We start from the raw sequence: 15,280 nt of genomic DNA on the forward strand, positions 1-15,280 counted from the left end.
AAGTTTTAAATATTATTTCAAAGTTTCAAAGCTACGTTTAACAAAAGCTGTTAACTCTTCACCTTTTAGTAATCCTTGTGAAATTTTTGCTAAATCTAAAGCTTGTTTTATTAAAATTTCTTGAGCCGATTTGTCTTCGGTTTGTAAAATTGTAGTGGCTAAATTTGAATTTGAATTCACTACCAAATTATACATATCTGGGAAATTACCCATACCAAACATACCGCCACCGCCCGTTGCGCTCATTTCTTTCATTCTTCGCATGAATTCAGGTTGCGTAATCATAAATGGTGCTGCGTTGCTATCCATTGGCTCTAACTGAACGGTGTAGTTTGCTTTTGGAACAATTGCTTCTAAAACCGATTTTAGATTTGTTTGCTCATCATCAGATAATTTAGAAATAGTTGTTTCGTCCTTCTGAATCAATTTATCAATATGATCGGCATCTACACGAGCAAAAGTTACATTCTCATTATCCGCTTCTAATTTTTGAATCAAATGCGAAACAATAGGCGAATCTAATAACAATACTTGGTATCCTTTTTCTTTAGCAATATCAATGTAACTGTGTTGTGCCTCTTTATTTGAAGCATATAAAACAACTAATTTTCCGTTTTTATCGGTTTGATTCGGTGCAAGAGCTTCTTTTAATTCTGCTAATGTATAATATTGGTCTTCTGTTGTTGGATACAATACGAAATCACCTGCTTTTTCATAGAATTTTGGTTCTGATAGCATTCCGTATTCCAATACGATTTTAATATCGTTCCATTTTTGTTCAAAATCAGCACGATTTTCATTGAATAACGATTTCAATTTATCCGCTACTTTACGGGTAATGTAATTCGAAATTTTCTTCACATTACCATCCGCTTGTAAATACGAACGTGAAACGTTTAACGGAATATCTGGAGAATCAATTACACCTTTTAACATGCCTAAAAATTCAGGTACAATTCCTTCTACATTGTCGGTTACATACACCTGATTTTGGTATAATTGAATTTTATCTTTTTGTAATTGTAAGTCAGACGACATTTTTGGGAAATACAAAATACCAGTCAAGTTGAACGGATAATCTACATTTAAATGAATGTTGAACAATGGTTCTTCAAACTGCATTGGATACAATTCGTGATAGAAATTTTTGTAATCTTCATCACTTAAATCCACTGGTTGTTTTGTCCATGCCGGATTTGGATTGTTGATGATGTTGTCAACTTCTTCGTATTCTGTTTTGTAATCTTCTGGCGCGTCTTCTGGTTTTGGAAGTGCTTCTTGTTTGGTTCCAAATTTAATTGGAATAGGCATGAATTTGTTATACTTCGTCAACAATTCACGGATTTTAAATTCTTCTAAAAATTCTAACGAATCTTCAGCAATATGCAATATGATTTCCGAACCTCTATCGGTTTTATCGTGAGGAACTAATGAAAATTCTGGACTTCCGTCGCATGTCCAATGTGCTGCTGGTTCGTCTTTGTAAGATTTTGTTATGATTTCTACTTTAGAAGCAACCATAAAAGCTGAGTAGAATCCCAATCCAAAATGACCAATTACTCCTGAATCTTTGGCAGAATCTTTATACTTTTCTAAAAACTCTTCAGCTCCTGAAAACGCAATTTGATTGATATATTTTTCCACTTCATCAGCAGACATTCCTAAACCTTGGTCAATAATGTGCAGTTTTTTGCCTTCTTTGTCAATTTTAACTTCGATGATTGGATGGCCATATTCTACTTTAGCTTCCCCAATACTGGTTAAGTGTTTTAATTTTAAAGTAGCGTCTGTCGCATTCGATACTAATTCACGAAGAAAAATTTCGTGGTCGCTGTACAAAAACTTTTTAATTAAGGGAAAGATGTTTTCTACTGAAACATTAATTTTTCCTGATGCCATATTTTAAAATTTTTAGTTAAACAATTATGGTTTCTCTTAACTTCAAAACAAGTACCAAACTGAGTTTAATGACAAATTGACATAAAATTAGTTTTATATTTGCAAAAAAAACTCAGTTATGCTGGCTGTAAAAAACATTTCTTATTCGTATGATAATCAACCTAATTTACACTCCATTTCCTTTGGGTTGACTAAAGGAAAAAATTTAGCTTTGATTGGCGAAAGTGGATGTGGTAAAAGTACCTTGCTAAAATTGCTTTACGGATTATATGATTTAGAGGAAGGGCAAATTTTTTGGAACGAAACAGAAGTGTTGGGTCCAAAATTTCATTTAATACCAGGAATGCCTTTTATGAAATATTTGGCACAAGATTTTGATTTGATGCCTTTTATTACGGTGGCTGAAAATGTAGGAAAGTATCTTTCTAATTTTTTTCCAGAAGAAAAACAATCGCGAATAGCTGAATTATTGGAAATTGTTGAAATGACACAATATGCTGATGTGAAAGCAAAGTTGTTGAGTGGTGGTCAAATGCAACGTGTGGCTTTGGCAAGAGTATTAGCATTAGAACCCGAAGTATTATTACTGGATGAACCTTTTAGTCATATTGATAATTTTAGAAAAAATAGTCTTCGAAGAAAGTTATTTGCGTATTTGAAAGAACAAAATGTAACTTGTATTGTTGCCACTCACGATAGCACTGATGTTTTAGCATTTGCCGATGAGGTTGCTATAATGAGAGAGGGGAAAATTATTGAAAGGGGTATTCCAAAGTTTATTTACGAAAATCCAAAAGACAACTATGTAGCCTCTTTATTTGGAGATGTGAATGAAATTGAAATTAGCGGAAAGCTACAATTTGTGTATCCACATCAATTGAAAGTTTCCATGAGTTCTGATTTAAAAGTGGAAGTTGTAAATTCTTATTTCAGAGGAAGTCATTATTTGATTGAAGCGAAATTTGGGAATCAAATTCTATTTTTTGAAAATGTGTCTGAAATTGAAACTGGAAAAGATGTTTACTTGGAATTATCAAATTCTAAATAAGTCGATCTTAAAATATTAATTTCGTATTTTTGTTATATAAAAAATACCATTTAGAATATGTACCACTCAAAAATATCAGGATTAGGTTATTACGTGCCCGAAAATATTGTAACCAATGATGATTTGTCAAAAATCATGGAAACAAACGACGAATGGATTCAAGAACGAACTGGAATTCAAGAACGTCGTCATGTTATAAGAGGAGAAGATACAACTACTTCAATGGGTGTAAAAGCAGCTATAATTGCCATCGAACGTTCTGGAGTGGCTAATGAAGATATCGATTTTGTTATTTTTGCTACTTTGAGCCCTGATTATTATTTTCCAGGTCCAGGTGTTTTAGTACAACGCGATTTAGGTTTAAGAACGGTTGGCGCTTTAGATGTTCGTAACCAATGTTCTGGATTTGTATATGCGATTTCAATTGCCGATCAATACATCAAAACCGGAATGTATAAAAACGTTTTAGTAATCGGTTCTGAATTGCATTCAACTGGTTTAGATATGACGACTCGCGGAAGAGGAGTTTCAGTAATTTTTGGAGATGGAGCAGGAGCAGCCGTACTTTCAAGAGAAGAAGATTTGACTAAAGGAATTTTATCTACTCATTTACATTCGGAAGGACAACATGCCGAAGAATTATCATTAATTGCTCCAGGAATGGGAAAACGTTGGATAACCGATATCATTACTGATAAAGATCCAAATGACGAAAGTTATTATCCATACATGAACGGACAATTTGTGTTTAAAAATGCAGTGGTTCGTTTTAGTGAAGTCATTAACGAAGGGTTGCAAGCGAATAATTTACAAGTTTCAGATATTAATATGTTGGTGCCACATCAAGCGAATTTGAGAATTTCACAATTCATTCAACAGAAATTTCGTTTAACGGATGACCAAGTATTCAATAATATTCAAAAATACGGAAATACAACTGCCGCTTCTATTCCAATTGCTTTAACCGAAGCTTGGGAACAAGGTAAAATCAAATCAGGAGATTTGGTAGTTTTAGCTGCTTTTGGTTCTGGATTTACTTGGGGGAGTGTGATTATTAGATGGTAGTTTTAGAGAATAGAATTAAGAAAATAGAATATAGATAAAAAGCGTTCTGAATTTCAGAACGCTTTTTTACTTTTGCCTAATGCCTAATTAAAACATTCCACCACCGCCACTAGTTTCATTCGCATCTCTTTGTTTTCTTGCTAAAGCACGGTTTTTTCCGCCACCAAAAATGTAGTTGAATCCAATATAAAACGTTTGACTTTCCCAATAAAAAGCACCTTGTTGTCTAAATGGGATATTACCATCAAATGCAAAACGCATGTTTTCAAAAACATCATTATATCTTGCAGTAATTGTTCCTTTTCCTTTTAAGATGTTGTAGGTTGCTCCAAAATCCATTTTATACATTGCTTTTCTGTCATATTGCAATCCTCGGTCTTTTCCTCTATACATTCCAAACAATTGAAAACGTAAATCTTTTGTAGCGGTAAAACTATTGTTGATTCTTGCATTAAAAGTAGTTACATCTATTTCTGCGTTTTCTAATGCATTTGTACTAGCATTTTGAATCGTTCCTTTAGCAGTTTTAAAATACACATCAGCACTTGCATTCACTGACCACCATTGTGTAAATTTTAAATTTCCCGAAGTTTCTATTCCAAAAGCGTCATTATTATCAAAATTATCATACGATAATATATTTCTGTTCGGGTTATTTGGGTCGTTATAAACGGTTCTTGAAATTTCATCTGAAATGCTTCTGTAAAACACGCCACTTGTTATGGAACCAATTTTTGTGTTTCTCGTATAATTTACTTCAAATGAATTAGTAAACTGAGGAACTAATCCTGGATTTCCTCTTGATTCCATTAAAGGAGTTGTCCATTCTCTAATTGGACTAATTTGTCCAATACTTGGTCGGTCAACTCTTCTTGAATAATTGAAATTAAATGAATTTTTATCGTTTGCTGTATATGTTAAAAATGCAGATGGATATGCTGTAAACAAATCATCAGAAATATTTTGAGCATCTGAAAAACTTGGATTTGTTTCATTAATTGCAAAATCGGCATCTAAGTCAAAATATTCTAAACGAACACCAAGTTGACCGCTCCATTTTCCAATTTGCTTTCCTAGATTTGCATAAGCCGAATAAATATTTCTTCCAAATTCAAACGAATTGTCAGCGCTTGTAAAACTCGGATTAATATCATTAAAACGGTTACCCGAATTTTGAATTCTTGTTTCAACACCTAATTCCAATTTTGTAGTTTCAGTTATAGGGTTGATATAATCGGCATTAAACTGAAAATAATCAGTGGTTCCTTTTACAATATTGGTTCTGTAAAAATTAAAAGTTGGATTCGAAATTGTTTCATCGTACACAGTATTCTCATCATTCACCGTGTGTGAGTAGTTTAATTGAATCTCTAAATTTTCATCTTTCTTTTCAAAATCATGTTTAAAAACCATATCGTAAGTTTGGTTTTTATTGTTTCCTCTACTTCCAAAAAGTTGTGTTGTGTTTCTATTCGCAATTGGGTCGTCATAAACTACAGTAGTCAAACCAGAACCTGTTCCAGATGTAAAACTTTGATTGGTGTAAGCAGATAATGTGCTTTTGTCGTTGATGTAATAATCCATTCCTAACTTTAATAGATGCGAATTGTTTTTGTTTCTAAAATTAAAATCTTGACGATTTTCTTGATTGGTTCTTTCGCTATCTACAAAACCATTATTAGCATTGATTCCGTGATTAAAACCATAATTGGAGTAAAAATTTACTTTCCCAACACGGTAATTCATATTTAAAGCTGAGTTGGTTTTGGGTGTAATTCCGAAAGTAACTCCTGTGTTGATAGAACCATTAAAACCATCTTGCGAATTTTTATGTAAAATAATGTTGATGATGCCGCTCATTCCCTCTGGATTATATTTTGCAGAAGGATTCGTAATCAACTCAATTTGCTTAATGGATGCCGAAGGAATTTGTTGTAACAATTGCTCTACCGAAACATTCGAAGGTTTTCCATCAATAAGCACACGTACATTACTATTTCCTCTCATGCTAATTTCTTTCGTTTGAGGGTCAATACTTACCGTTGGAATGTTATTCATAATTTCAGATGCAGTTGTTCCTGAAGCAATTAAATCTTTTCCAACATTAATTACTTTTCTGTCGATTTTTTGTACCATGTTTGAACGTTCTGCCACAACTTCAACATCTTTTAATTCTGAAACGTCTTCTGAAATAGCTATTGTGCCTAAGTTTTGATTAGCATCAGAAGATAAATCAATGTTTTTAACAACTGTTGTGTATCCAATAAATTGAATTTCTACAGTATATTTTTGCAATGTTAACTTGTTGATGGCAAAATTACCATCTTCAGTGGTTACACCTCCTGTAACAATCTTATCATTATCTTTAAGAATAATGTTTACGTAAGGCAAAGGTTCATTGGTTTTATTGTCAATTACCTTTCCTTTGATACTTCCTGAATTTTGTGCAAATCCAAAAGCAATCGAGCAGAAGAAACATGCAATAATTAATTTAAGTTTCATTTGTTTGTTTTTAATTAAAATGATTGATGATTGTGATTAGTAGACTTCAACATTTGTAAATTGTTACAGCAATTTTGAAAATAATTTTTTAATCAAAAAAAACTATTCACTTATTACTAATCACTAATTAGTATTTATTACCTTTGCGCGTTCTAAAAATCAGGTAAAAATGACATTACATAACACATTAACAACACACATCCAAAAAGCAGTTCTTGAATTGTTCAATATTTCTATTGAAAAATTTGAATTTCAGGCTACTAGGAAAGAGTTTGAAGGTGATATTACTATGGTAGTTTTTCCTTTGGTAAAAGAATTAAAAGGTAACCCAATTGAAATCGGAAATCAGATTGGAAATTACTTAGTAGCGAATGTAAATGAAGTGGCTAAGTTCAATGTCGTAGGCGGATTTTTAAACATCGTGATTTCAGATGCTTTTTATGTAGAATTTTTCAATACGATTAAAAACAACGAAACATTTGGTTTTGTAGCTCCAAAAGAAGGCGAGAAAGCGGTAATGGTGGAATATTCTTCGCCAAATACTAACAAACCTTTGCATTTAGGGCATATTCGTAATAATTTATTGGGTTATTCAGTTGCCGAAATCATTAAAGCTTCTGGAAAAAAAGTATACAAAACGCAAATTATCAACGATAGAGGAATTCATATCTGTAAATCGATGTTGGCTTGGCAGAAATTCGGAAACGGACAAACACCAGAATCAACAGGATTGAAAGGTGATAAATTGGTTGGGAATTTCTATGTGGAATTCGACAAACAATACAAAAAAGAAATTTCAGAATTAATCGCTCAAGGTAAAACTGAAGATGAAGCAAAAAAACTAGCACCATCCATTTTGGAAGCACAACAAATGCTTTTAGATTGGGAAAATGGAAAACCAGAAGTTATTGAACTTTGGAAGACCATGAACCAATGGGTGTATGATGGTTTTGAGCAAACTTATAAAAATTTAGGTGTTAATTTCAATATTCCTAATTATTACGAATCAAACACGTATTTACTAGGGAAAGAAGTAGTGCAATTTGGTTTAGAAAAAGGTATTTTCGAGAAAGATCCAGATGGTTCGGTTTGGATTGATTTAACTGCGGATGGTTTGGATAGAAAAATCGTGCTTCGTTCAGATGGAACAGCGGTTTACATGACGCAAGATATCGGAACAGCTATCCAACGTGTGAAAGATTTTCCAGATGTTGGAGGAATGGTTTACACCGTTGGAAACGAGCAAGATTATCACTTTAAAGTGTTATTCTTAATCTTGAAAAAATTAGGATTTGATTGGGCTGATAGCTTATATCACTTATCATACGGAATGGTGGAATTGCCTTCTGGGAAAATGAAATCTCGTGAAGGAACAGTTGTCGATGCAGATGATTTAATGGCAGAAATGACTACGACAGCGCAAACTATTTCAGAAGAATTAGGGAAATTAGACGGCTATTCTGAAGATGAAAAAGCGGTGTTGTTTAAAACTATCGGTATAGGTGCGTTGAAATATTATATGTTAAAGGTGGATCCAAAAAAACAAATGATGTTCAATCCAGAAGAATCAGTTGATTTTGCAGGAAATACAGGACCATTTATTCAGTATACTTACGCTCGTATTCAGTCAATTTTGAGAAAAGCAGATTTTGATACTTCAATTTCGATTTCGGGATTAGAATTACACGAAAAAGAGAAAGAATTAATCAAGCAAGTGCAATTATTCCCTGAAGTTATTCAAAATGCGGCAGCCAATCATAGTCCGGCGTTGGTTGCGAATTATGCCTATGATTTGGTAAAAGAATTCAATTCATTCTATCAACAGGTTTCAATCTTAGGAGAAGAAAATCACGATAAAAAAGTGTTTAGAGTACAATTGTCAAAATCATTTGGAAACACCATAAAAAATGCATTTCAGTTATTGGGAATTGAAGTTCCTGAGAGAATGTAAGAAGAGTTGCGAGTCTAAAGTTACGAGTTAGAACTTAATCTTTTTTTTTGAATTTGTACTTGAAATTGAAATTTAATAAATGAATACATCAAAATATTTTTTTCAAACTTTAATCGTGGTAATCGTTTCTGGATTGTCTTTTTTGGCATTCAAAACGTTTTTGCCTAAGAAAATATTTACGGAAAGTAAATTAGATTCCAAAAATGTAGTAGTAGACAGTTTACTTTTAGAAGCTATTGCCGAAGATGAAGGTGAAGTTTTAGAAGATTCTATGGCGAAAACCGTTATTGATTACAAAGTGGTAAACGGCATTCAATTTCCGCCAGAAACTTTTGAAGAATATACTGGAAATCAATATTTAGCGACATTTTTTGAAAAACTATTCCAATTAGAAACCAAAAAAGAAGGCAATGTTCGTGTCGCTTATTTTGGTGATTCGATGACGGATGGCGATTTAATAGTAAAAGATTTCAGAACGTATTTGCAAGAAAAATTTGGAGGTCAAGGTGTTGGATTTGTGAATATTACTTCTGAATCGGCGAGTTCTCGTAGTTCAATTACTCACGAATTTTCAGGAAACTGGAAAACACAATCATATTTAAAAGTAAAGCGTCCATCCAATCCATTTGGAGTTAATGGTCATGTGTTTTACGCGAATGATACTTCAAATGTAGCTTGGGTAAAATATAAAGCGAATAAAACAAGATTTGCTTCAGAATTACCTCGTCCAACTTTATTCTACGGAAGCTCGTCGAATAAAGAAGGAAAAGTATTTTATATGTCGGGCGCCGATACCATTGTAAAGAAATTGACACCTAATAAATTGGTTAATACGATAGCTTTATCGGAAGGAAATTTAAAAAGTATCAAAGTGAATTTCAAAAAAGCCGATTCTATTCCTATTTACGGATTCAATTTTGATGACGGAAAAGGCGCTCACGTGGATAATTTTTCGAATAGAGGAAATTCAGGTTTACCAATTGGAAGTTTTGATGTGGCAACCATGCGTGCATTTCATTCGAAATTGGATTACGATTTAATCGTGTTGCAATATGGTGCTAATGTCTTGAATTACGGTTCGTTAAATTACGGATGGTACGAAAAACGAATGACAAAAGTGATAGCGCATTTGAAAGAATGTTTTCCAGGTGTGGCTATTTTGATTGTGTCCACAGCAGATAAATCTACAAAATACGATTTGGAAATGAAAACAGATTCTGCTGTTGTTCCTTTAAATACAGCACAAAAGCGATATGCTATAAAATCAGAATCGAGTTTTGTAAATATGTACACCCTAATGGGAGGCGATGGTTCTATGATTCAATGGGTAGAACAAGAGCCAGCCAGAGCTAATAAAGATTACACGCATTTTAATCATAGAGGGGCAAAACAAGCTGCTAATTTGATTTTTACGCAATTAAATCAAGGCTACGAAATGTATAAAGAGTTAAGAAAAAAGCGTAAAAAGCCCGCTGCTCCAGTGAAAAAAGATAGTGTTATTGTTAATAAAGACTCCGTTTATGAAGAATAGATTATTGATGCTTTTGCTGGGAATTTCATTTTTCGGATTTTCTCAAGACACTTTATTCGTTCCAATGGATTCGGTTTATGTAGATATTGCTGTAGTTGATTCTATCGAAGTTACTTTTACAGGAAATGATATTCACAATCCGAATGCGCTTTTGACGTTTTATGAAAAAATGTACCAATTAGAGCAAAGTAAATCCGGTAAGATTAATATTGTTCATATTGGCGATTCACACATTCAAGCAGATTTGTTTACGGCAAAAATTAGAACTCAATTCCAAAAAGTATTTGGTAATGGTGGTTTTGGATTTACTTTTCCATATAGTGTGGCTAAGACAAATAACAGCGCGCCTATTCGCTATTCTGCTTCAGGAAATTTTCAAAGTTTCAGGAATTTATATGCCGATGAAAATCGTCCTGTTGGTTTAAGTGGTTTTTCCATGGAAGCAAACTCCGATGATTTAGCAATTCAATTGAATGTAAAAGATGCACAATTTAATTTCACAAAAATAAAAGTGATTACACCCCAAAATGTCAATTTGTTTGATGTTTCAGTGTCTCATAAAAATATTGTCGTTGAACGAAAAGTTCCAAAAAAAATCACCCACAAGGTAAAACCAGGAGAAGTTTTAGGTGGAATTGCCGATAAATATAATGTTTCTCTAAAAGCATTGAAAAAAGCAAATGGTTTAAAAAGTGATATGATTCGCGATGGAAAAGTGTTAACCATTCCAAGCAAAGCAACCCAATCAAAAACGAGTACAAAAACGGAATACATTCCAATAGAATTACAACCTTCATTATTTTCAAACGATTATTATTCGGAAACACCTTTAGATAAAATTGCGATTGTTCCCAATCAAGAAATTGACTATTTTGCTTTAAACGGATTGGTTTTGGAAAATAATAATTCGGGGGTTATTTATCATAGTATTGGAGTAAATGGAGCGAAAGCTTCCGATTACAATAAATTTCGATTGTTTAATGAACAATTGCCAGTATTAAATCCTGATTTAGTGATTATATCTTTGGGAACCAATGAAAGTTTTGACAAACAATCGGGTGAGCAGTATTTTGCAAATTTGAACCAAATGATTCAAGGAATAAAAGATAAGAATCCGCAAGCTTGTGTTTTGGTAATGACGCCACCACCATCGGTTTTACACCGAAAATATAAAAATACTTTTATTGAAAAATATGCCGAATTAATCGAAGAAAATGCGAATCTAAAAAATTATGCCGTATGGGATTTACTTCAAGTTTTTGGGGGTAATAAATCCATAAAACGAAATGTAGCAAAAGGCTATATGGCAAGAGATAAAGTACATTATTCAAAAGCAGGATATGAAAAGCAAGGCGAATTGTTTTTTGAGGCTTTTTTACAATCATACGAATTATTTAAATCAACAAAATAATAGTGAGAGCACTTTTTAATTTACAAAATTGGTTTCTTGAAAATGTTGGGAATATCGATTTAGAAACCATGAAAAATTGGTTTTTATTCAATCCAAAACAACCGCTTTTATTCAATAGCGCTTTGTTTCTTGGTTTGTTCCTAATTTTTTATGTGATATATATTTTATCGCGTAAAACACATTATTTTCGAATTACTTATGTCGTATTATTTTCGTTGTTTTTCTATTATAAATGCAGTGGTATTTATTTTGGATTGTTGATTTTTTCATCTGTAGTTGATTATGTTTTATCGCGATTAATTTATGAAGAAGCCAAGCAAGGCTATCGCAAATTCTACATGATATTGAGTTTGTTGATAAACTTAGGAATGTTGGCTTATTTTAAATATACCAATTTCTTCATTGATAATTATAATTCACTTTTCGATGGAACTATGAAGTTTGAAGATATTATTCTTCCCGTTGGAATTTCATTCTACACCTTCCAAACGTTAAGTTACACCATAGATGTTTACAGAAGAGAATTAGAACCCACGAAAAGTTTTATGGATTTTTTATTCTTCGTTTCATTTTTTCCACAATTAGTAGCGGGACCAATTGTAAGAGCGAGTGATTTTATTCCGCAAATTTATGAGAAGTTAAAGTTAACGAAAGAAGATTTCAATCGTGCTTTATTCTTAATTATTGGTGGATTAATTAAAAAAGCAGTCATCTCAGATTACATTTCGACCAATTTTGTGGATCGTGTTTTTGATGCGCCAAATAGTTATACCGCTTTCGAAAATTTGATGGCTTCTTATGGTTATGCGATTCAGATTTACTGTGACTTCTCAGGTTATTCTGACATAGCAATTGGATTAGCTTTATTAATGGGATTCTGGTTACCAGATAACTTTAGAACGCCTTATCAATCAGGTTCTATTACCGAATTTTGGAGAAGATGGCATATTTCGCTTTCCACTTGGTTACGCGATTATTTGTATATTTCAATGGGCGGAAATCGAAAAGGAAAAATCAGAACCTATTTCAACTTATTTATGACGATGCTATTAGGTGGATTATGGCACGGCGCTTCCTGGAAATTTGTTGTTTGGGGTGTTTTACATGGATTGGCTTTAGTGGTTGAGAAATTCTTTGGTCAGTTTATTAAATTTCCAAAAAACATGTTTGTTCGAACCATTCAAGTTATCTTGACTTTCCATTTTGTTGTGTTTTGTTGGTTGTTTTTCAGAGCTAAAGACTTTGCAACGGCATTTCAAGTCATTAAAAACATAGGCAAATTAACGTTCAATTATGATCAATGGCAAACGATTGTATTAGGATATAAAAATGTGTTTTTGTTATTAGTAATCGGAGTGGTTTGGCATTTTATTCCAGTAAAAACTATTGCTTTCATGCAAAAAACTTTTTCAACTATCCCGTTAGTTTTTAAAGCTGTTTTATTAGGATTGATTTATTGGGTAGTTTACGCAACAGCTTCTTCAGGAACTCAACCTTTTATTTATTTTCAGTTTTAGTAACATATGTTGCTTTTGAATTACTTTATGTAATGTAACTTTGTTTTTTTAAAACAAAATGAATAAAAAAGAAATCATCATTACTGCTATTGGAGTTGGAATCGGATTAATTTCTGGATACGCTTATTACCATTATGTTGGTTGTGTTTCCGGAACTTGTTCTATTACTTCAAAACCAATGAATAGTACTTTATATGGTGGCGTTTTAGGCGGGTTACTTTTTAATATGATTGGTGATTTTTTTAAAAAGAAGAAATCCTAATTCCTTTTGTAACAATTGTTACCTGTTTTTTTTGTAGTTTATCTATATTTGTTAAATGAAATTTTTAGTTCACATATTATGCATTTACTTATTGCTTTTGGTGGCTTTGCCATCAGTAAGAGCTATTAAAATGCTTGCTAGTGAAAATTGTGAACAAACTTGTCATAATTTAGATTCTGAATCTTCAGGTTGTGAAAAAGGAAAAATTATCATGAGTTTGAATTTTAGTCCCGTTCAATTTGTAGCTGAATTGGATTTTAGTGCTGAAATTTTATCTCCAGAATTTAATACCGAAAAAGAAAAATCAAACTACGAAAAGATTTTTATTCCAAAATACCAACATTCAATTTGGCATCCGCCTAAATTTTTCATTTAGAAATTTAAAAAGTTTATTTATGGTTCCTGTTTTTTCAGGAGCTTAACTTATAATTTTATACAATGAAAAAATATTTCATGCTGTTATTGTTAATGTTTTTACAATCATCAATAGCACAAACAACATTTGATTATGATGTGGTGTTAATACCAGTAACCGTTTCAGGTTTGCCAGGATTACATTCGTATGCTTTTGCCCAACATAATGGTAAATGGCTTATTATTGGCGGAAGAAAAGATGGTGTTCACGAACGTCAGCCTTTTAATGCTTTTCCTGGAGCGCAAAATAATACGGATTTATATGTAGTTGATATTGCTACCCAACAATCATGGTCGGCTTCAGTGAATTCTCTTCCAACAGGAATTAAAGAGCAGTTACAATCAACTAATATGAATTTTTATCAAGACGGAGATGACTTGTTTATCGTGGGCGGATATGCTTATGCCACTTTGGCTGCCGATCACAAAACGTTCAATAATTTAACTTCAGTTGATGTGCCGAATTTGATAAATGCTATTATAGCAGGAACTCCAATAACATCTTATTTCAAACAAATCTCAAATGATGTTTTTGCGATTACGGGTGGGCAATTAGCAAAAATTGGCACTACTTTTTATTTGGTAGGTGGACATCGTTTTGATGGAAGATATAACCCAATGAACAATCCAACGTTTACCCAAACGTATTCGAATGCTATCCGAAAATTCACGATTGATAATTCGGGAGCGAGTTTGAGTTATGCTAATTATGAAGAAATTGTAGATGCGGTTCATTTACACCGTCGAGATTATAATTTATTGCCTCAAGTATTTCCTGATGGTGAATTAGGATATACCATTTCGTCAGGCGTATTTCAAATTGCGGTTGATTTGCCATTTTTATATCCGGTTGATATAAAGTCATCGGGTTATTATCCGCAAACTCAATTCAATCAATATTTGAGTAATTATCACAGTGGAAAAGCTTGTTTATATGATGCTACGTTAAATCAAATGCACAATTTATTTTTTGGAGGCATGAGTCAGTATTATTATCAAGCGGGTAATTTAGTTCAGGATAATACGGTTCCGTTTGTAAAAACAATTAGTAGAACAACTCGAACTTCATCAGGAGATTTATTTGAATATCAATTACCTGTTGAAATGCCAAATTTAAAAGGAGCTGGAGCCGAATTTATTCCAAATGAATCACTTCCACATTATTCAAATGAAGTTATTCAACTGTCAAATATTATAGCGAATGAATTTGTAATTGGACATTTATTTGGAGGTATACAAAGTTCTTCTCTTTCAGCATTTACAGATAATCAAACTAATTTAACGAGTGCCGATCCAACTGTATATGAAGTGAAATTAGTTAAAAACACCTCATTGAGCACACCTCAAATCGAGGGAAAAAATCCTTTTTCCTTTAGTGTTTCGCCTAATCCAACAACAAATGACACTGTTAGAATTCAGTTTGATATACCGTATTTAGCAAAAGTCAACTATATTTTAACTACTATAGAAGGTAAAATTGTTGAAGAAGGTGAGATCGAAGATGTAAAACAGGGTTTCAATACAATGAGTTTTGATTTGAATTCTATTCAATCAGAATTTGTGATTATTACTTTTATTTTTGATGATAAATTTTATAGATCTCAAAAAGTTATTAAAAAGTAATAACTGTTAAATTAATAAAATATTAAGAGTACTATTTCTAAAATTATATATATTTGT

At 32.5% G+C, this 15,280-nt stretch carries 11 protein-coding genes; 9 read left to right on the forward strand and 2 right to left on the reverse strand.

Going from position 1 to position 15,280, the window contains the following annotated elements:
- Positions 1 to 12: 12 nt before the first annotated feature.
- Entirely contained in the window at positions 13 to 1,899 is a 1,887-nt protein-coding gene (gene htpG, locus RSE15_RS11340; protein WP_324068666.1) for a molecular chaperone HtpG, read from the reverse strand.
- A 118-nt stretch (positions 1,900 to 2,017) separates the two neighbouring features.
- Between htpG and RSE15_RS11345 the strand changes: the two genes are divergently transcribed.
- Positions 2,018 to 2,947, forward strand: coding sequence for an ABC transporter ATP-binding protein (locus tag RSE15_RS11345; protein WP_324068667.1), 930 nt, complete (start codon positions 2,018 to 2,020; stop codon positions 2,945 to 2,947).
- Positions 2,948 to 3,004: 57 nt separating this feature from the next.
- Positions 3,005 to 4,012, forward strand: coding sequence for a 3-oxoacyl-ACP synthase III family protein (locus RSE15_RS11350; protein ID WP_324068668.1), 1,008 nt, complete (start codon positions 3,005 to 3,007; stop codon positions 4,010 to 4,012).
- Positions 4,013 to 4,099: 87 nt separating this feature from the next.
- Here RSE15_RS11350 and RSE15_RS11355 read toward each other — a convergent pair whose 3' ends face one another.
- Positions 4,100 to 6,514, reverse strand: a complete 2,415-nt coding sequence (locus RSE15_RS11355) for a TonB-dependent receptor (RefSeq protein ID WP_324068669.1) — start codon at positions 6,512 to 6,514, stop codon at positions 4,100 to 4,102.
- A gap of 169 nt (positions 6,515 to 6,683) precedes the next feature.
- Between RSE15_RS11355 and argS the strand changes: the two genes are divergently transcribed.
- The 7 genes from argS to RSE15_RS11390 all read left to right on the forward strand — a co-directional run bounded on the left by argS (position 6,684) and on the right by RSE15_RS11390 (position 15,223).
- Positions 6,684 to 8,465, forward strand: a complete 1,782-nt coding sequence (gene argS, locus RSE15_RS11360; RefSeq protein ID WP_324068670.1) for an arginine--tRNA ligase — start codon at positions 6,684 to 6,686, stop codon at positions 8,463 to 8,465.
- 79 nt (positions 8,466 to 8,544) lie between these two features.
- Complete coding sequence (locus RSE15_RS11365) at positions 8,545 to 9,996, forward strand: SGNH/GDSL hydrolase family protein (protein ID WP_324068671.1); 1,452 nt, start codon at positions 8,545 to 8,547, stop codon at positions 9,994 to 9,996.
- Complete coding sequence (locus RSE15_RS11370; RefSeq protein ID WP_324068672.1) at positions 9,986 to 11,407, forward strand: GDSL-type esterase/lipase family protein; 1,422 nt, start codon at positions 9,986 to 9,988, stop codon at positions 11,405 to 11,407. The genes RSE15_RS11365 and RSE15_RS11370 overlap by 11 nt, the downstream gene beginning before the upstream one ends.
- 2 nt (positions 11,408 to 11,409) lie before the next feature.
- Positions 11,410 to 12,924: an MBOAT family O-acyltransferase gene (locus RSE15_RS11375; RefSeq protein WP_324068673.1), complete on the forward strand. Its 1,515-nt coding sequence runs from the start codon at positions 11,410 to 11,412 to the stop codon at positions 12,922 to 12,924.
- A gap of 58 nt (positions 12,925 to 12,982) precedes the next feature.
- Positions 12,983 to 13,186, forward strand: a complete 204-nt coding sequence (locus RSE15_RS11380; RefSeq protein WP_324068674.1) for a DUF6132 family protein — start codon at positions 12,983 to 12,985, stop codon at positions 13,184 to 13,186.
- Positions 13,187 to 13,241: 55 nt separating this feature from the next.
- The gene (locus RSE15_RS11385) at positions 13,242 to 13,562 is read left to right on the forward strand and encodes a hypothetical protein (RefSeq protein WP_324068675.1); all 321 of its coding nucleotides are present in this window, start codon (positions 13,242 to 13,244) and stop codon (positions 13,560 to 13,562) included.
- Between the two features lie 62 nt (positions 13,563 to 13,624).
- The gene (locus RSE15_RS11390) at positions 13,625 to 15,223 is read left to right on the forward strand and encodes a hypothetical protein (protein ID WP_324068676.1); all 1,599 of its coding nucleotides are present in this window, start codon (positions 13,625 to 13,627) and stop codon (positions 15,221 to 15,223) included.
- The last annotated feature ends 57 nt before the right edge of the window (positions 15,224 to 15,280 follow it).

The organism is Flavobacterium sp., assembly GCF_035195345.1.
Lineage (GTDB): Bacteria > Bacteroidota > Bacteroidia > Flavobacteriales > Flavobacteriaceae > Flavobacterium.